This window comes from Microbacterium galbum (assembly GCF_032464915.1).
In the GTDB taxonomy this organism is placed as follows: domain Bacteria; phylum Actinomycetota; class Actinomycetes; order Actinomycetales; family Microbacteriaceae; genus Microbacterium; species Microbacterium galbum.
This window is the reverse complement of the sequence record NZ_JAWDIS010000001.1, coordinates 1,422,939-1,441,133: the sequence shown is the minus strand read 5'-3', so window position 1 is coordinate 1,441,133 and position 18,195 is coordinate 1,422,939. Positions and strand designations below refer to the sequence as shown.

At 68.0% G+C, this 18,195-nt stretch carries 17 protein-coding genes and 2 tRNA genes; 11 read left to right on the top strand and 8 right to left on the bottom strand.

What is annotated here, in order from left to right:
• Window positions 1-69: 69 nt before the first annotated feature.
• The 6 genes from gyrB to RWH45_RS06770 all read left to right on the top strand — a co-directional run bounded on the left by gyrB (window position 70) and on the right by RWH45_RS06770 (window position 5,978).
• The gene (gyrB, locus tag RWH45_RS06795; RefSeq protein WP_315994119.1) at window positions 70-2,106 is read left to right on the top strand and encodes a DNA topoisomerase (ATP-hydrolyzing) subunit B; all 2,037 of its coding nucleotides are present in this window, start codon (window positions 70-72) and stop codon (window positions 2,104-2,106) included.
• 59 nt (window positions 2,107-2,165) lie between these two features.
• A complete protein-coding gene (gene gyrA, locus RWH45_RS06790) occupies window positions 2,166-4,793 on the top strand; it encodes a DNA gyrase subunit A (RefSeq protein WP_315994118.1) in 2,628 nt (875 codons plus the stop codon).
• On the top strand, window positions 4,790-5,191 hold the full coding sequence (locus RWH45_RS06785) for a DUF3566 domain-containing protein (RefSeq protein WP_136586371.1): 402 nt from the start codon (window positions 4,790-4,792) through the stop codon (window positions 5,189-5,191). The genes gyrA and RWH45_RS06785 overlap by 4 nt, the downstream gene beginning before the upstream one ends.
• Before the next feature lie 65 nt (window positions 5,192-5,256).
• A tRNA-Ile gene (locus RWH45_RS06780) sits at window positions 5,257-5,330 on the top strand.
• Window positions 5,331-5,343: 13 nt separating this feature from the next.
• Window positions 5,344-5,416: transfer RNA gene (locus RWH45_RS06775), tRNA-Ala, on the top strand.
• 130 nt (window positions 5,417-5,546) lie between these two features.
• Window positions 5,547-5,978, top strand: a complete 432-nt coding sequence (locus RWH45_RS06770) for an NUDIX hydrolase (protein ID WP_315994117.1) — start codon at window positions 5,547-5,549, stop codon at window positions 5,976-5,978.
• 6 nt (window positions 5,979-5,984) lie between these two features.
• On the opposite strand, the gene RWH45_RS06765 is transcribed toward RWH45_RS06770, so the two are convergent.
• Both RWH45_RS06765 and RWH45_RS06760 read right to left on the bottom strand, forming a co-directional pair.
• Window positions 5,985-6,458 (bottom strand): aminoacyl-tRNA deacylase, encoded by a 474-nt coding sequence (locus tag RWH45_RS06765; protein WP_315994116.1) that lies wholly within the window; start codon window positions 6,456-6,458, stop codon window positions 5,985-5,987.
• Window positions 6,455-7,027, bottom strand: a complete 573-nt coding sequence (locus RWH45_RS06760) for a DNA helicase (protein WP_315994115.1) — start codon at window positions 7,025-7,027, stop codon at window positions 6,455-6,457. The genes RWH45_RS06765 and RWH45_RS06760 overlap by 4 nt, the downstream gene beginning before the upstream one ends.
• Before the next feature lie 101 nt (window positions 7,028-7,128).
• Here RWH45_RS06760 and RWH45_RS06755 point away from each other — a divergent pair, with 101 nt between their 5' ends.
• Window positions 7,129-7,686 (top strand): peptidylprolyl isomerase, encoded by a 558-nt coding sequence (locus RWH45_RS06755; RefSeq protein WP_315994114.1) that lies wholly within the window; start codon window positions 7,129-7,131, stop codon window positions 7,684-7,686.
• Window positions 7,687-7,702: 16 nt separating this feature from the next.
• The gene (locus tag RWH45_RS06750) at window positions 7,703-8,629 is read left to right on the top strand and encodes a rhomboid family intramembrane serine protease (RefSeq protein WP_315994113.1); all 927 of its coding nucleotides are present in this window, start codon (window positions 7,703-7,705) and stop codon (window positions 8,627-8,629) included.
• 51 nt (window positions 8,630-8,680) lie between these two features.
• On the opposite strand, the gene RWH45_RS06745 is transcribed toward RWH45_RS06750, so the two are convergent.
• Complete coding sequence (locus RWH45_RS06745) at window positions 8,681-8,920, bottom strand: cell division protein CrgA (protein WP_076673116.1); 240 nt, start codon at window positions 8,918-8,920, stop codon at window positions 8,681-8,683.
• Window positions 8,921-8,974: 54 nt separating this feature from the next.
• On the opposite strand from RWH45_RS06745, the gene RWH45_RS06740 reads away from it, so the two are divergent.
• Genes RWH45_RS06740 through RWH45_RS06730 form a run of 3 tightly spaced genes read left to right on the top strand, consistent with a single transcriptional unit; the run spans window position 8,975 to window position 10,565 of the window.
• Window positions 8,975-9,757 (top strand): class E sortase, encoded by a 783-nt coding sequence (locus tag RWH45_RS06740; protein ID WP_315994112.1) that lies wholly within the window; start codon window positions 8,975-8,977, stop codon window positions 9,755-9,757.
• The gene (locus tag RWH45_RS06735) at window positions 9,757-9,912 is read left to right on the top strand and encodes a hypothetical protein (RefSeq protein ID WP_315994111.1); all 156 of its coding nucleotides are present in this window, start codon (window positions 9,757-9,759) and stop codon (window positions 9,910-9,912) included. Before RWH45_RS06740 ends, RWH45_RS06735 begins: the two co-directional genes overlap by 1 nt.
• Window positions 9,909-10,565: an anthranilate synthase component II gene (locus RWH45_RS06730; protein WP_315994110.1), complete on the top strand. Its 657-nt coding sequence runs from the start codon at window positions 9,909-9,911 to the stop codon at window positions 10,563-10,565. The genes RWH45_RS06735 and RWH45_RS06730 overlap by 4 nt, the downstream gene beginning before the upstream one ends.
• Here RWH45_RS06730 and pknB read toward each other — a convergent pair.
• The 5 genes from pknB to RWH45_RS06705 are packed head-to-tail and all read right to left on the bottom strand — an operon-like array spanning window position 10,537 to window position 18,187.
• Window positions 10,537-12,237, bottom strand: coding sequence for a Stk1 family PASTA domain-containing Ser/Thr kinase (gene pknB / locus RWH45_RS06725; protein WP_315994109.1), 1,701 nt, complete (start codon window positions 12,235-12,237; stop codon window positions 10,537-10,539). The genes RWH45_RS06730 and pknB overlap by 29 nt on opposite strands.
• A 29-nt stretch (window positions 12,238-12,266) precedes the next feature.
• Entirely contained in the window at window positions 12,267-14,057 is a 1,791-nt protein-coding gene (locus tag RWH45_RS06720; protein WP_315994108.1) for a serine/threonine-protein kinase, read from the bottom strand.
• Complete coding sequence (locus RWH45_RS06715) at window positions 14,054-15,508, bottom strand: peptidoglycan D,D-transpeptidase FtsI family protein (protein WP_315994107.1); 1,455 nt, start codon at window positions 15,506-15,508, stop codon at window positions 14,054-14,056. Before RWH45_RS06715 ends, RWH45_RS06720 begins: the two co-directional genes overlap by 4 nt.
• Before the next feature lie 40 nt (window positions 15,509-15,548).
• A complete protein-coding gene (locus tag RWH45_RS06710) occupies window positions 15,549-16,952 on the bottom strand; it encodes an FtsW/RodA/SpoVE family cell cycle protein (protein ID WP_315994106.1) in 1,404 nt (467 codons plus the stop codon).
• Window positions 16,949-18,187, bottom strand: a complete 1,239-nt coding sequence (locus tag RWH45_RS06705) for a PP2C family protein-serine/threonine phosphatase (protein ID WP_315994105.1) — start codon at window positions 18,185-18,187, stop codon at window positions 16,949-16,951. Before RWH45_RS06705 ends, RWH45_RS06710 begins: the two co-directional genes overlap by 4 nt.
• Window positions 18,188-18,195 lie beyond the last annotated feature (8 nt).

The window sequence follows — 18,195 nt, the reverse complement described above, 5'->3', positions numbered from 1 at the left end:
ACGCCATTTCGGCGAGTCCCGCGCGGTAAGATGGAGGTTCCGACGATTCGATCTGGAGCGCGTGTACTCATGACGTCCGAGAACCCCGACAACGTTTCCGAGGAACCCGAAGCGACCACTGCCGCAAAGGTTCCCAACGAGTACGGGGCAGACGCCATCCAGGTGCTCGAAGGTCTCGAGGCCGTCCGCAAGCGCCCCGGCATGTACATCGGTTCCACCGGAGAGCGGGGACTGCACCACCTCGTTCAGGAGATCGTCGACAACTCCGTCGACGAAGCCCTCGCCGGCTACTGCGACACGATCGACGTGACGATCCTGAACGACGGCGCCGTGCGCGTGATCGACAACGGCCGTGGTATCCCGGTCGACATGCACCGCACCGAGGGCAAGTCGACCGTGGAGGTCGTGCTCACCGTGCTCCACGCCGGTGGCAAGTTCGGCGGCGGCGGCTACGCCGTCTCGGGAGGTCTGCACGGCGTGGGCTCCTCGGTGGTGAACGCTCTGTCCACCCGCCTCGAGGTCGAGGTGCAGCGTCAGGGACACGTGTGGCGTCAGTCGTTCCGCAACGGCGGTGTGCCACTCGCCCCCCTCGAGCAGGGGGAGGAGAGCGAGGCGACCGGTACCTCGATCACCTTCTGGCCGGATGCCACGATCTTCGACACGATCGACTTCGACTACGACACGCTGCGCACTCGGTTCCAGCAGATGGCGTTCCTGAACAAGGGCCTGCGCATCAGCCTGCGCGACGAGCGTCCGCAGTCGGTCGTCACCGAGGGTGAGCCGGGCGAAGAGGTGACCGAGGCCCGTCACGACTCCTTCCTCTACGAGCGCGGTCTGGTCGACTACGTCGAGCACCTCAACCGCGTGCGCAAGGCCGACGTGGTGAATGACGAGATCATCGAGGTCGAGTCCGAGGACACCGAGCGCAAGATCGCCCTCGAACTGGCGATGCAGTGGACGACGGCGTACACCGAGAACGTCTTCACGTACGCCAACACCATCAACACGCACGAGGGCGGCACCCACGAAGAGGGCTTCCGTGCCGCTCTGACCACACTGGTCAACCGGTACGCGCGCGCGAACAACCTTCTCAAGGAGAAGGACGACAACCTCACGGGCGACGACATCCGCGAGGGTTTGACCGCCGTCATCTCGGTCAAGCTGTCGGAGCCGCAGTTCGAGGGTCAGACCAAGACGAAGCTGGGTAACACCGAGGCGCGCGCGTTCGTGCAGAAGGTCGTCGGAGACAAGCTGGGCGACTGGTTCGACCGCAACCCGGGCCAGGCCAAGAACATCATCCGCAAGGCCATCGACGCGGCCACGGCGCGTCTGGCCGCACGCAAAGCGCGCGAGACCGCTCGCCGTAAGAGCGTGTTCGAGTCGGCCGCGATGCCCGACAAGCTCAAGGACTGCACGTCGAAGGACCCCTCGATCAGCGAGATCTTCCTCGTCGAGGGTGACTCCGCCGGCGGCTCGGCCGTGCAGGGGCGCGACCCCCACACGCAGGCGATCCTCGCCCTGCGCGGCAAGATCCTGAACGTCGAGCGCGCGCGCCTCGACCGCGCTTTGGGTAACAAGGAAGTCCAGGCGATGATCCAGGCCTTCGGCACGGGCATCGGCGAGGACTTCGACATGGCGAAGGCTCGCTATCACAAGATCGTGCTCATGGCCGATGCCGACGTCGACGGCCAGCACATCACGACGCTTCTGCTGACGCTGCTGTTCCGCTACATGCGCGGTCTGATCGAGGCCGGGTTCGTCTACCTGGCGCAGCCCCCGCTGTACCGCCTGAAGTGGTCGAACCACCCGCACGAATACGCCTACAGCGACCGCGAGCGCGACGTGATGCTGGTCGACGGGCAGGCCTCGGGCCGCCGCATCCCGAAGGACAACGGCATCCAGCGCTACAAGGGTCTCGGCGAGATGAACGACCACGAGCTCTGGGAGACCACCATGGACCCCCAGACCCGCACGCTCAAACAGGTCACGATCGACGACGCCGCGGCAGCCGACGAGATCTTCTCGGTCCTCATGGGCGAAGACGTCGAGTCGCGCCGCAGCTTCATCCAGCGCAACGCCAAAGACGTCCGCTTCCTCGACATCTGATCTCGCCGACGCGAGACACGGCATCCTGACGACGAACGCACTTACGGAACTGAGAAGACATGGCTGACGACACCACCCCCGAGCCCGACGATGTCCGGGGTGAGCCGGTGCACGACCACGGCAAGATCGACCAGGTCGACCTGCAGCTCGAGATGCAGCGGAGCTACCTCGACTACGCGATGAGCGTCATCGTCGGTCGCGCGCTGCCCGATGTGCGCGACGGGCTCAAGCCCGTGCACCGCCGCGTGATCTACGGCATGTACGACGGCGGCTTCCGGCCCGACAAGTCGTTCTCGAAGTGCGCCCGTGTCGTCGGCGAGGTCATGGGCCACTATCACCCGCACGGTGACGCGCCCATCTACGACGCCCTCGTGCGCCTCGTCCAGCCGTGGTCGCTGCGCTACCCGCTGGCCCTCGGACAGGGCAACTTCGGTTCGCCCGGCAACCAGGGCGCGGCCGCGCCGCGGTACACCGAGACGAAGATGGCTCCCCTCGCGCTCGAGATGGTGCGCGACATCGAGGAAGAGACCGTCGACTTCCAGGACAACTACGACGGTCAGACCCAGGAGCCCACGGTCCTGCCGGCGCGCTTCCCGAACCTGCTGGTCAACGGCTCCGTCGGCATCGCGGTCGGTATGGCCACGAACATCCCGCCGCACAACCTGCGCGAGGTCTCCGCCGGAGCCCTGTGGGCTCTCGAGAACCCGGATGCCACCCGCGAGGAGCTGCTCGAAGCGCTCATGCAGCGCATCCCCGGGCCCGATTTCCCCACCCGTGCGCAGATCCTCGGCACCCGTGGCATCAAGGACGCGTACCGCACGGGGCGCGGCTCGATCACGATGCGCGCCGTCGTGAACATCGAGGAGATCCAGGGCCGGACGTGCCTCGTGATCACCGAGCTGCCCTATCAGGTGAACCCCGACAACGTCGCCGTGAAGATCGGCGACCTGGCCCGTGAGGGCAAGATCACCGGCGTCGCCGACATCCGCGACGAGAGCTCGGGACGCACCGGGCAGCGCCTGGTCGTGGTGCTCAAGCGCGATGCGGTCGCGAAGGTCGTGCTCAACAACCTGTACAAGCACACCCAGCTCCAGGAGAACTTCGGCGCCAACATGCTGGCCATCGTCGACGGCGTGCCGCGCACGCTGTCGCTCGACGGTTTCATCAGCCTGTGGATCGACCACCAGATCGAGGTCATCGTCCGTCGCACGCGCTACCGCCTGCGCAAGGCGGAGGAGCGCATGCACATCCTGCGCGGTTACCTCAAGGCGCTCGACGCGCTCGACGAGGTCATCGCGCTGATCCGCCGCTCGCCCACGGCTCAGGATGCCAACGACGGGCTGCAGAAGCTCCTCGACATCGACGAGGTGCAGGCGCAGGCGATCCTCGACATGCAGCTGCGTCGTCTCGCCGCCCTCGAGCGTCAGAAGATCGTCGACGAGGCTACCGAGCTCGAAGCGCGCATCGCCGACTACAACGACATCCTCGCCACCCCCGGTCGTCAGCGCACCATCATCCGCGACGAGCTCACCGCGATCACCGATCGTTTCGGCGACGACCGTCGCACCGAGATCCTCCACGGCTTCGACGGCGACGTCTCGATCGAAGACCTCATCGCGGAGGAGGAGATGGTCGTCACGGTCACCCGCGACGGCTACATCAAGCGCACACGGAGCGACAACTACCGCTCCCAGCACCGCGGCGGCAAGGGCGTGAAGGGCGCGCAGCTGCGTGCAGACGACGTGGTGGAGCACTTCTTCGTCACGACGACGCACCACTGGCTGCTGTTCTTCACGAACAAGGGCCGGGTCTACCGTTCGAAGGCGTACGAGGTCCCCGAGGCCGGGCGGGATGCCAAGGGCCAGCACGTCGCGAACCTGCTCGCCCTGCAGCCCGACGAGGAGATCGCGCAGATCCTCGACATCCGCGACTACCAGGTGGCGACCTATCTGGTGCTCGCGACCCGGGGCGGCCTGGTGAAGAAGACGCGTCTCGACGAGTACGACACCAACCGTCAGGGTGGCGTGATCGCCATCAAGCTGCGTGGTCAGACGTCCGACGAGGGCGACGACGAGCAGGCCGGCGCCGACGAGCTCGTCAGTGCGCTCCTGGTCGACGAGGGAGAGGACATCCTCCTCATCAGCCGCCTGGGAATGTCGCTGCGCTTCTCCGCCACCGACAGTGCGCTGCGCCCGATGGGCCGGTCGACGTCGGGTGTGAAGGGCATGGACTTCCGCGAGGGCGACAGCCTGCTCTCGGCATCCGTCGCCAAGGACGACGAGTTCGTGTTCGTGGTGACCGAGGGCGGCTATGCCAAGCGCACCGCGGTGACCGAATACCGCATGCAGAACCGCGGCGGTCTGGGCATCAAGGTGGCCCGTCTGACCGATGATCGCGGGGTGCTCGCGGGCGGGATGATGGTGTCCGAGACCGACGAGGTCCTTGTGGTTCTTGCCAGCGGCAAGGTGGTACGCTCCTCCGTGGCCGAGGTGCCCGCCAAGGGACGCGACACGATGGGTGTCGTTTTCGCCCGCGCAGGAGGCGACGACAAGATCATCGCGATCGCCCGCAACGCCGAGCGCAACCTGACCGAGACGACGGAGACGGCCACGGAGCCCGCCGCAGATTCTGCGGACGAGGTCACCGCCTCCACTCCCGAGACCCCCGAGGAAAGTACTGACGCATGAGCACGGTAGCCGACAAGCTCGCCAAGAAGTCGACTCACAAGACCCCTGCCAAGCAGGTGCGGCTGCGCCTGGTGTACATCGACTTCTGGTCGGCGGTGAAGCTGTCGTTCCTGGTGGCGGTCGCTCTCGCGATCGTGACCGTCGTGTCATACTTCCTGATCTACCTGGTGGTCTCGGCGACGCTGCTCACGAAGCTCGATGAGTTCTTCACCAGCTTCACCGACGGGGGAGCGACGCTCTCGCAGTACATCGGTCTGCCGCAGGTGATGGCGTTCGCGGCGATCGTCGCCATCCTGAACCTCGTCGTGGTCACCGTCCTCGGAGCCGTGATGGCCGGGATCTACAACCTCGCCGTCAAGGTGACCGGCGGCCTGCTCGTCGGTTTCACCTCGAACTGACGCCGATTCGTCAAAACCTCGCAAGTCCGGTAAAGTCTTCGAGGTTGACATCACGTCAGCGAGACGGGGCTATAGCTCAGGCGGTTAGAGCGCTTCACTGATAATGAAGAGGTCCCAGGTTCAAGTCCTGGTAGCCCCACCCCTTCCCTCGCGGGGCCTTAGCTCAGCTGGTAGAGCGCCTGCTTTGCAAGCAGGATGTCAGGAGTTCGAATCTCCTAGGCTCCACATCCGCGATATGAAAGCCGGCCTTCGGGCCGGCTTTCGGCGTTTCTGCTCCGAGGATGCGTTCGGTGCGCGGCTCCGGCTCTCCGCTCGGCGATGAGGGGCCGCCGTCGCCGGTCGGTAGAGTTCGGTCATGGACATGCGGGTCGCCGCGTACGCCGTCATCACCGACGCCGACGACCGCGTGCTGCTCGCCCACTGGATCGAAGGTCGACGGGCCGCCTGGACGCTCCCCGGTGGCGGACTCGAGCCCGGAGAGGATCCGGTGCACGCGGTGCGCCGAGAGGTCCAGGAGGAGACCGGGTTCCGGGTCGTCGTCGGCGACCTCCTCGGCATCCATTCCCGTGTCATCCCCGCCGAGTCGAGGCTCGCGGAGGGGCCTTCGGAGCCTCTGCACGCGTTGCGGATCGTCTACCGCGCGCGCATCGTGGGCGGTCGGCTCCGCTTCGAGACCGACGGCTCGACCGACCGGGCCGCGTGGTTCACGCTCGCGGCCGCCAGGAAGGTGCGGCGGGTGCAACTCGTCGACATCGCATTGCGCATGGCCGACCTGCCGCGGCCCTGATCGCGGTCAGGATCGCGCGGTGGTGATGTCGGCGACAACGGCGCTGTACGCGGCGATCAGGTCGTCGGCTTCGACGAACAGGCTGTATCCGTGTGCTCCGGCCCCCATCGCGATACGAGTGCCCACGATGCGTTCATCGGCGAAGACGGGCCATGCGGTGGAACTGCCGATCGGCACGATCGTGCCGCGCTCATAGCCCGTCGCCGCGAGGGCCAGCTCGGGCTCGGGCAGGCGGAGTTTGTTCACCCCGACGACGGCTCGCAGCTTCGGCCAGGAGATGGCCCGATCGCCGGGAACGAGCGCGAAGAGGTAGGTGTCGTCAGACCGCTTGACCACCAGCGTCTTGACGATGGATGCCGAGGGGATGCCGAGCAGAGCGGCCGCCTCGTCGAGGCTCGATGCGGCGGGTCGCTCACGCACATCGACAGAGAGGCCGCGCTCGCGCGCGGCCTCTCTGACTCTGATGGTGGGATCGCTCACGCGTCCGGCGCCCGCAGCGGGTCGTCAGCCACCCAGAGCTCGTCGTCTGCCCGCAGCGTCTGCCAGGCGGCGTACGCGACGCCCGCCGCGGCGACGACGCCGAGGATGATGGCGATGACGCCACCGGCGCCGATGCCGTCGTGCTGCGACGGAAGCTTCTTGGAGAGGCGCTTCGAGGCCTGCTTGCCGTACTTCTCGGCCCGCTTCGCATACTTGTGGGTGTCGAGCTCGAAGCCCTTGCCCTTGGCGAGACGGTCGCGGGTGTCGCCTGCGGCGTCCCACACCGAGAGTGCACCGCCGACGACAGCACCAGCGGCCGGAACGACCTTGTTGCTGAGGAAGCGGTTGCTGTACTTCACGCTCTTGTCGACGTACGGCGCGGCGTACTTGTTGTAGCCGTCCTGCACGGCGGGGACGAGGTCTTCGCGGCTGAAGCGACCGAGCTGGTGGCCGGCTTCGCGAGCGACCTTCCCGCTCTCGCCCAGCAGCACCTGCTGCGACTCCCACACCTTGGCGGCGTGCTTCTGGAGCTTGCGCAGTTCCTTCTTGCTCTTGCGGCTGAGGCCCACGGCTCATCCTCCCTGTCGATGGGATGTACGTTGCCCTCATCTTGCCAGAACGGGCCGTCCGCGCCGCCGACCCTTGCAGATAACTCTGAGAGAATGTACCCATGGCCAACCACACCGCCGTCGCGACCCTGCACACCAACTACGGCGACATCGTCGTCAACCTCTTCGGTGACCACGCTCCGCGCACCGTCCGCAACTTCATCGGTCTCTCCGATGGGACGCAGGAATGGACCAACCCGGCCACCGGCGCCAAGGGCGAGGGTCCCCTGTACAAGGACGTCATCTTCCACCGCATCATCCCCAACTTCATGATCCAGGGCGGCGACCCGCTCGGTCAGGGCATCGGCGGCCCCGGATACAACTTCAACGACGAGATCCACCCCGAGCTCGACTTCACCGCGCCCTACAAGCTCGCCATGGCCAACGCCGGCCTGCGTCGCAACGCGATCACGGGTCAGCCGGAGGGAACGAACGGCTCGCAGTTCTTCATCACCACCGACCCCACTCCGTGGCTCCAGGGCAAGCACACGATCTTCGGCGAGGTGGCGGATGACGCCTCGAAGGCCGTGGTCGACGCCATCGCCGCCGTTCCCACCGGCGCTCAGGATCGGCCGAAGGCGGACGTCGTGCTGCACTCGGTCGACATCGCCGCGGTCTGATCCCGGACGGCGGCGGGTGTCCACCACCGAGGAGTTCCGTCGCAACAGCGACAACTTCTGCTACCGGCATCCCGACCGGCAGAGCTTCGTGCTGTGCCAGCGGTGCATGCGCACCGTGTGCTCGGAGTGCCGGACCCCCGCCGCCGTCGGAGTGATCTGTCCCGAGTGCATGGCGCAGCAGCGCGCCACGCAGACACCGGCGCAGAAGAAGGCTGAGCGCCGCTGGGCGTCCCGTCCCATGTCGGTGGTCTCGTCAGGTCGCCCGACCATGACGCTCGGCATCATCGCCGTGACCGGATTGGTCTACATCATCGGGCTGATCCCGGGTGTCGGAAGCGTGCTGTCCGATCTCCTGGCGTTCAACAGCTTCTTCGTGCTGCCGCAGGCGGGAATCCTGCAGCCGTGGCGTCTGCTCACGGTGGCACTCGTGCACGGCAGCTTCCTCCACATGGCGCTGAACATGCTCGCGCTGTGGTTCATCGGGCGCAGCCTCGAGCCGTTGCTCGGCAGGGCGCGGTTCCTGATCCTCTACCTGCTCGGGGCGCTCGGCGGCTCGGTCGCTGTCGCCCTCCTGGCACCGGGCGTGTGGACGGTCGGCGCCTCGGGAGCCATCTTCGCGCTGTTCGGCGCATTGCTCGTGATCGGTCGGCACCTCGGCGCCGACATCCGGGTGATCGCGATCCTCATCACCATCAACTTCGCCTGGCCGTTCGTCCTCGCCGGGATCAACGCGATCGGGTCCGGAGACTTCGCGTCGTCGCTCGCAGCCATCGGCATCTCGTGGCAGGCGCACCTCGGTGGCCTCGTCACCGGCGCCGTGGTCGGCGTCATCTACTCGCGCACCCGAGCGCAGCGTCAGCGGGGTCTGCAGACCGGTCTGCTCGTGGCCGTCACCGTGGTGCTCGTCGCGCTGCTGGCGATACCCGCGGTGGCCTACCTCTGAGACTTATCCACAGCTCCATCCACAGGTGGGGATGAATTACACGGGTGTAAGTCAGCGCCAGCGGGTGGTCATGAGGAAGCCCACGAAGGCGATGCCGAACCCGATGACGAGGTTCCAGGGGCCGATCCCCGGGATGGGGAACTGCGAGTTGCTGAGGTAGAACACCAGCACCCAGACGAGTCCGATCAGCATCAGGCCGATCATGATGGGCAGGAACCACACCGGGTTCGGGGCGGATCCACCGTCGTTGCGTTCGGCGATCGGGTCTTCGCCTTTGCCAGTTCGAGCCATGCGGCACAGTCTAATGCTCAGGTGTGCGCGAACCCACGGAACTAGACTCGCCTCGTGCACACCGTCTCGCAGCCTCAGACCCGACGGGCACGGCGGCGCACGACGGCTCCTCGCCGTGGTCTCTCGGTCATCGGCGTGATCGGCGATCTCCTCGTGACCGCTGGTGTGCTGGTGCTCCTCTTCGTGGTCTGGCAGCTGTGGATCGGCGACGTCATCATCGGGTCGCAGTTCAAGAACGAGGCGCGCGACATCACCGAGTCGTGGGCGGCCGATCCGCCTGCTCCGGCGCCGAGCGACACCTCGACCCCGGGCATCCCGCCCACTTCCGATCCGCCGGCGATGGCGCAGCCCGACGATGCCCAGATCTTCGGCGTCGTGCGCATCCCACGGCTGGGTTCCGACTATCAGTTCCGCCTGGCCGGTGGGGTGAGTGCGTCGCGGACGCTCGACCCGATCGGCCTCGGACACTACCCCGACAGCGCCATGCCCGGTCAGCTCGGCAACTTCGCCATCGCCGGTCATCGCGGCAGCCACGGGGCTCCCTTCGCGGATCTGCCGTCGCTGCACATCGGTGACGCCATCGTGGTCGAGACCGAGACCGGGTGGTACACCTATCGCTATCGCAACCTCGAGTACGTGCGTCCGGACGCGGTCGACGTGCTGCTGCCCCTCCCGCAGCGCCCCGAGATCGAGGCGACCGACCGCATCATCACGATGACGACCTGCAGCCCGCGCTACGGCTTCTCAGAACGAGCGATCGCCTACGGTGTCTTCGAGTCGTACACCCCCCGCACCGACGCGGGCCCGCCTCTCGCCCTGACCTCTGGAGCAGCCTGATGTACGGAGCCCTCTGGCGCGTCCTCCCCGGTCCGTGGTGGGTGCGCCTGCTGATCGTGATCGTCCTGCTGGCGGCCGTGCTCTACGGCCTCTTCTTCTACGTCTTCCCCTGGGTCAGCGACATCGTCTACCCGCAGGAGGTCACGGTCGAGTGAGCCCCTGGCGCGTCGTCATCGTCGACAACCGCGACAGTTTCGTCCACACCCTCGCCGGCTACCTGCGCGACCTGGGTGCGCAGACGGACCTCCTGTCCGCCGACGACACCCGGCTGTCGACCGTCGTCCGGGGATCCGCCGACGCCGTCCTGGTCTCCCCGGGACCGGGGCATCCCGCCGAAGCCGGCCAGTCCGAGCGGGTCATCCTCGAGGCGGCGGAGCTCGGCATCCCTCTTCTCGGGGTGTGCCTCGGGCACCAGGCCATCGCGACGGCGTTCGGAGGGCGCGTGGGGCACGCCCCCGAGCTGCTGCACGGGATCACGAGTGTCGTGCGACACGACGGCGCGGGCGTCTTCGCCGACCTGCCGGATGGATTCTCGGCGACGAGGTACCACTCCCTCGCGGTGGACCCGACGTCGGTGCCGGACGTGCTGGAGGTGACGGCGCTCACGGATGGCGGTGTCGTCATGGGGATCCGCCACCGAACCGCGCCGATCGAGGGGGTGCAGTTCCACCCCGAGAGCGTTCTCACCGAGGGGGGTCACGTCCTCCTGGGTCGGTGGTTGGAGAACGCCGGCATGCCCGGCGCGGCCGAACGCGCCGCCCGCCTCAGCCCGCGTGGCCTCAGGAGCCCGAGCAGACCGACAGCGTGATCTCGCTGTGCACCGGCACCTCACCCGGGGCGAGCGACTGGCCGCTCACCGTCTGGGGCGTCGTGGCGCGGCATCCGGGGTCTTCCTGCGTGATGACCGTCAGCTGCTTGCTGTCGGACTCGAGGTCGCGGATGGCGGCTTCGAGGAGGTACCCCGTGTAGTTGACGATGACGACCTGGCCGCTGGCGACGACCAGGTTGACCGCGGTGCCCTTGGCCAGCTGCGTGTCGGCCTCGGCGCTCGCGGACATCACGGTGCCTGCGGAGAGAGCGGGATCGGTGGTGCGGCGGATCGATCCGACCGACAGACCCGCGTTCTGCAAGGCGGTGCGCGCCTCGGACTCGGACAGGCCCTCCAGCGAGGGCACCGACGCGGTGTCGGGCCCGGTCGAGACGTAGACGGTGACCTGCTGACCGGACGCCACGGTGGTCCCCGCGTCGGGGGTGGTGCGCGTGACGTTGCCTGCGGCGATGTCCGCGTCGGGTTCGTTGACACGGCTCGCGGTGAGCTCCTGCGCCTCGAGTGTCTCGACGGCCCGCTCGTACGACATGTCTACGACGTTGGGGACGGTGAAGGAGTTGGTGGGCACGTCCTCGTTCGGCTGGATCTGCATCACCCAGATGAGGACGGCGACGAGCAGGACGGCGAGCACCGTGACGCCGGCCCAGATCCACGCGACGGGCGGTCCGGGCTGGGTGCGACGCATGGTCGTGTCGGTACTGAGCTGCCGGAGCGAACGGGCGGTCTCGGCAGCCTGGCGGGGGTTCGGTCCGTAGAGCTCGTTAGAGAGGGCCGACATCTGGCGTTTCGTCGGCGACTTGCCGTCGGCGGTCTCGTCGAGTGCCTCGCGGAAGCCCGCGGCATCCTGCGGACGCTGGAACGGGTCTTTCGCGAGTGCGCGCAGAACGATCGCGTCGAGGGCGCGGGGGATGCTCTCGTTGACCTCGCTCGGAGGCAGCGGGGCCTCGCTCACGTGCTGGTACGCGACGGCGACGGGGGTCTCGCCGCGGAAGGGAGGGCGGCCCGTGAGCAGTTCGTAGAGCACGACACCGGTGGAGTACAGATCGGCTCGGGCGTCGACGGACTCGCCCTTCGCCTGCTCCGGCGAGAAGTACGCCGCCGTGCCCACGATCGCGGTCGTCTCGGCGACGGTGGACGACGAGTCGGACACGGCTCGCGCGATACCGAAGTCCATGACCTTGACGCGCCCGGCATCCGTGATCATGACGTTGCCGGGCTTGATGTCGCGGTGCACCACTCCGGCGCGGTGGGAGTACTCGAGGGCCTCGAGGATGCCGTCGACGTAGCGCAGCGCATCGTCGACCGGCACCGAGCCCTCGGCGATGATCTCCTTCAGCAGGCGCCCGTGCACGAGCTCCATGACGATGTACGGAACGGGGCGCTCCTGGCCGTCGACGCCGACCTCGACGTCCTCGCCCGCGTCGAAGACACGGACGATGGTCGGATGAGCCATGCGCGACGCGGCCTGAGCCTCGAGACGGAAGCGCGTGCGGAACGCGGCGTCGCCCGCCAGATCCGCCTTGAGGATCTTGATGGCCACCGTGCGCCCGAGCGTCTGGTCGTAGCCACGATAGACGCTCGCCATGCCGCCGCGACCGATGAGGTCGTCGACGCGGTAGCGCCCGGACAGGACGCGCGTCTCAATGGTCACGAAAACTCCCGGAGGGGGTGGGTCGAAGCTCAGGGCTTGGTGGTGGCGCCGGCGCCGTTGCCCGTGGTGGAGGGGCTCGGCGAGTTGCCTCCCGTGATCGAGGCGGATGCCTCGCCCGAGGGTCCTGCCGTGCGGTCGGTGCCCGAGCAGCTGACGGTGTACGTGACGCGCAGCGACTGCCCGACCGAGTTGCTCACCTTCAGCTGCGCGTTGCGCTCGTCGGGCGAGAACGACGCCGTGGACTGACCGTTCGTGTCGAACGTGCCGTTCGTCGCGGTGAAGTCGTACGACGTCACGCTGCCGGTACCGGCGGGGCAGGAGTACTGCTGCCACGACACCTGGATGTCGCTGCCGGCCGTGACGGACGTGCCCGGGAGAGTGGGCGTACCCGGCTGCTGCAGCGGCGTCTCTTCGCCGTACACGGTCACCGTGATGTTCGTGCCCTCGAGGTTGCGTCCCGTGGGGTCGACGATGTACACGAGACCGATCTGGTCGGCGTTCTCGGCGGCCGTGCCGGTGGCGCACGTCGCGCCGAGGTTCGCGTCACCCAGGATGCTGCGCGCTTCGTCGCAGGTCTTGCCGATGAGGTCGAGGGCGTCGACGTCGACGAGCTGTGCCGACTGCGTGGGCGTCGGCGAGGTCGACGGAGAGGCGGGGGTGCTGGGAGTAGCGGAACTGGGAGCGGCACTGGTGGGGGCGGCGTCCGGCTCGTTCTGGTTCGCCAGGAGCGTGAAGAGCGTTCCACCGAGGACCAGGGCCAGCAGCACGATGAGCGCGACCAGCGGCCACGTCCAGGGGCTCCGCTTCTTCTTCTGCGGGGCGGCGTCCTCTTCGGTGTGCTCCTCCGTGAGGATGGGAGCGACACCCGCCGCTGCGGCGCCGGCCGCGGGCAGCAGGCGCGTGGTGGCCGAGGTCTGCCCCGAGGTGAGGAGTTGCGTGGCGTCGTCGACAGCGGCGGCACCGGCGGCGATCGCCGGGACGGCCGCCGCGGCAGCGGCGAGGTCGCCGCGGCGGAGCGCGGCTGCGGCGCGCGAGACGGCGGCGGAGGATGCCGGGCGGTCCTCCGGCTTCTTCGCGATCATCGCCATCACGAGGTTCTGCACCGGGACGGCGACCGTGGGCGGCAGCGGAGCGGGCTGCTCGTTGATCTGCGCCATGGCGATGGCCACCTGCGACTCGCCCGTGAAGGGACGCTTGCCGGCCAGGCATTCGTACGCGACGATGCCCAGCGAGTAAGTGTCGGTGGCCGGTGATGCCGGGTGTCCCGAGGCCTGCTCGGGGGAGAGGTACTGCACCGTGCCCATGACCTGGCCGGTCGCGGTGAGCGGGACCTGATCGGCGATGCGCGCGATGCCGAAGTCGGTGATCTTCACGCGGCCGTCGGGGGTGATCAGCAGGTTGCCGGGCTTGATGTCGCGGTGCACGAGGCCCGCGGCGTGCGCCGCCTGGAGGGCGGCTGCGGTCTGCGCGACGATGTCGAGGGTCTTGTCGCTCGACAGCGACCCCTCGCGCTCGAGGATCGTGGACAGGGCCTCGCCGGGGACGAGCTCCATCACGAGGAAGGCGCTGCCGTCTTCCTCGCCGTAGTCGAAGACGCTCGCGATGCCCTCGTGGTTCACGAGCGCGGCGTGGCGGGCTTCGGCGCGGAAGCGCTCCAAGAAGCCCGGGTCGCCCATGTACTCGTCTTTGAGGATCTTGATGGCGACGGTCCGGCCGATGACGTGGTCGGTCGCCTCCCAGACCTCGCCCATACCGCCGATCGCGATCCGTGAATCGAGCTCGTACCGCCCGCCGAAGGTCACACCCTGTGTCGGTCTCATTTACCCAGCACCGCCTCCATGACCTTCTTCGCTATCGGGGCGGCGATCTCGTTGCCGCTCCCGCTCTGCCCCTGGCCTCCACCGTCTTCGACGACCACGGCGACGGCGACCTGAGGGTCGTCCGCCGGTGCGAAGCCGGTGAACCAGAGAGTGTAGGGGCGGGAATCGTTCTCCGCGGTGCCGGTCTTACCCGCCACCTGGACCCCGTCTATTCTTGCATTCGATGCCGCGCCGTCCTGGACGTTCGCCGTCATCATCGACACCATCTGGGCGGCGACGTCGGACTCGATCGCGCGACCGAACTCACTGCTGGTGCCCTCGTCGGTGACCGACAGGTTCGGCTCGATCACCCGATCGACCATCCGCGGGTTCATCACCACACCGTCGTTCGCGATGCCCGCCGAGACCATGGCCATCTGCAGCGGCGTGGCGCGGACGTCGCCCTGGCCGAAGCCGCTCAGCGCGGTCTGCGGCGCGTTGGGGCTGGCCGGGTAGGTGGACGCGGTCGACGTCAGCGGCATCGTGAAGGACGTGTTGAAACCGTACTTCTCCGCCTCCGCGCGGATCGCGTCGTCGCCCAACTCGACGGCGAGCTCGGCGAACGGGATGTTGCAGCTCAACCGCAGGGCCGTGGCGATGGTCACGATGTCGCCGCCGCCGCACGTTCCGCCGCCGGCGTTGCTGACGACGTTGGTCGACTGCGGCAGCGTGTAGGCGGCGAGATTGGGGAAGGCCGAGTCGGGGGTGTACTTGCCGGATGCCAGGGCGGCCGAGGCCACGACGAGCTTGAACGTCGACCCCGGGGGGTTCAGGTTCCCCGAGATCGCGCGGTTGTCGAGCGGCTTCGCGCTGTCGGCGACCAGCTGGTCGTACGCCGCGTTCACGGCATCCGTGTCGTGGGAGGCGAGCGTGTTCGTGTCGAAGCTCGGCTTCGAGACCATGGCGAGGATGCGACCGGTCGAGGGTTCGATCGCCACGACGGCGCCCTGCTGGTCGCCGAGGGCGTCCCACGCGGCCTTCTGCACGTTCGCGTCGAGCGAGAGTTCGACGTTCGATCCGCGCGGGGCCTGACCGGTGATGGCGCGGTCGATGCGCGAGAAGAACTGGTTCGAGTCGGAGCCGCTGAGCACGCTGTTCTCGGCGGACTCGATGTTGGTCTTCGCGTCGAGCACGGGGTTCATGTAGCCGGTCACGGGCGCCCACATGGCGGCATCCGCGTATTGGCGCTGCCAGCTGTACACGTCGTCGGACGGGACCGACTGGGCGATCGGCGTGCCGCTGACGATGATCGATCCGCGCTGGATCTCGAAGGAGTCGTAGAGGGCGCGGGTGTTGCCCTGGGTGTTGGTCAGGGCGTTCGCCTGGACGACCTGGATGACGCTCGTCGAGGCGAACAGCGCCAGGAACATGGCGAGCATGACGATGCTGAGGCGTCGGAGTTCTTTGGTCACGGTGCCTCCTCGGGTCGGGGGGCGGCGGGGGTGCGGCGCATCAGCCGATCACCACCCGGGGGCGGGAGCGGACGGCGTCGGAGATGCGCAGCAGGAACGCCACGATGATCCAGTTCGCGATGAGCGACGATCCGCCGGCGGCGAGGAAGGGCGTGGTCAGACCCGTCAGCGGGATGACGCGCGTGACGCCGCCGACCATGATGAACACCTGCAGGGCGATCGTGAACGAGAAGCCCGTCGCGAGGAGCTTGCCGAAGTCGTCCTGACCGGCGAGACCGACGCGGATGCCACGGCTGGTGAACACCATGTACAACGCGAGGATCGCGAAGATCCCGACGAGGCCGAGCTCCTCGCCGAGGCTCGGGACGATGTAGTCGCTCTGCGACAGCGGCGTGATGTACGGACGCCCCTGGCCGAGCCCGGTGCCGAACAGTCCACCGTGGGACAGCCCGAAGATGCCCTGCACCAGCTGGTAGCTGCCGCCGTCGCGGTCGATGACCTCGGGGTCGAAGGCGTTCAGCCAGTTGGCGAAGCGGCCCTGCACGTAGGGCAGAACCCGGGATGCCAGGAACGCACCGCTGGCGACGAGGATCAGGCCGATGACGACCCAGCTCGTCTTGCCGGTCGCGGCGTAGAGCATGGCGACGAACATGCCGAAGATGAGCAGGCCGGTTCCGAGGTCGCGCTGCAGCACGATGATGCCGAGCGAGACGAGCCAGATGATGAGCACCGGGCCGAGCTCGCGCGCCCGCGGCCAGGTCATGAAGAGGAACCGGGTGCCCGTGGAGGTGAGGCTCTCTCGGGTGCGCACGAGGTAGCCGGCGAAGAAGATCGCGAGGCAGATCTTCGCCAGCTCACCGGGCTGGAACGACACGAAGCCGAGCGAGACCCACACATCGGCGTTCTGGTCGGTGCCCAGACCGGGCACGAAAGGCAGGAGCAGCAGCAGGATGCCGACCAGTCCCGAGAGGTAGGTGTACCGGAAGAGGACGCGGTAGTTGCGGACGAAGATCAGCACGGCCAGTGCACAGATCATCGCGATGGCGGCCCACGCGATCTGGCGGTGACCCGTGGCATCCCATCCGGTGCTCTGGTCGGCGAGGTCGATGCGGTAGATCATCGCGATGCCGAGACCCGTCAGCACGGTGGCGATGGGGAGGACGAACGGATCGGCGTCGCGCACGCGCAGGCGCAGCACGACGTGCATCACGAGGCCGAGCACGGCGGGCACGGCGGCGAGCGAGAGGAAGCCGGTGTCGATCGCGCCGGTCGCCCCGAGCTGGACGAGGGCCACGGCGGAGCCGTAGACGGCGATCGCGAAGAAGAGCAGACCCAGCTCGCGGTTGCGCTGCGTCGCCGGGACGCGGATCTTCTTCAGGGCGCGCATCACAGCCGTGTCGGTCGACACGGCGTCGGGGGAGCGCGTCTGCTTCTGGTCGGTCATCCGCTTCCCTCCGCCGCCGGGCGCAGGCGGTCGACGATCAGCTCCGCATCGGAGAGCGAGCGGGCCGAGATCGTGGCCTCGACGGTCTGACGGTCGAAGTCCGACAGATCGGCGAGCACGATGTTGGTGTCCTCGTAGACGGTCGAGAGCGAGATCGGCCCGATGGACTGCTGGATGCCGCGGTAGATGACGACCGAGTTCTCGTCGGCGCCGACGTAGTACCGCGTCTGGGTCCAGTTGTACCCGGCGAACAGGGCGAGCCCGATGCCGGCCAGCACGACGAGCAGCGCGGCGAGCCAGCCGAAACGGCGACGGCGCGCGCGACGGCGGTCTTCTTCGATGAGCTCCTCGAGGAACTCCGCGGCGGGCTCGAAATGGGTCGGTTCGTTGGCGACCTGGCGGGCGTGGTGCAGCCAGTTCGGACGGCTGGGCCGAGCCGCCGGGACGACCACGCCGCTCGGGTTGGAGGCGGAGCCGACGATCGCCGGGGTGCCGATGAACACCGGATGCTGGCCGCCCACGTCGACGAGCACCACGGTGACGTTGTCGGGCGCGCCGCCGTCGAGCGCCTGCTTGAGCAGCGCGTCGGCCGTGCGCGCCGGGGGCATGCCGAGGGCGAGCGTCTTGGCGGTGTGCGGGTCGTCGACGACCCCCGACAGCCCGTCGGAGCACAGCAGCCAGCGATCGCCGTCCTGCGTCGGCATGATGAAGCTGTCGACCTCGGGATCGGGGTCCATGTCGCCGAGCACGCGCATGAGGACGGAGCGCCGCGGGTGGTATCGCGCCTCTTCGGGCGTGATGCGGCCCGAGTCGACGAGGCGCTGCACGAAGGTGTGGTCGGCCGTGATCTGCGTGAGCGTGTCGTCGCGGTAGAGGTAGATGCGCGAGTCGCCGATGTGGCCGATGACGGCGTAGTCGTCGACCATCACCAGGGCGCTCACCGTGGTGCCCATACCGGCGAGTTCGGGGCGGCGGGCGACCGTGTCGATCAGCTCGGCCGCGGTGTCGGCGAGGGCGTCGCGGATCGCGTGCTCCGCCTGCGCGGGGGTGCCGAAGGGCTGGTCGAGCTCGGTCAGTCGGTGGATCGCCAGACTCGAGGCGACGTCGCCCCCGGCATGACCGCCCATCCCGTCGGCGACGACGAAGAGGTTGGACCCGGCATAGCCGGAGTCCTGATTGTTGGAGCGCACCTTGCCCGTGTGAGAGATGGCGGCGCTCGAGCCCTGGAAGACCATGGGGGTGG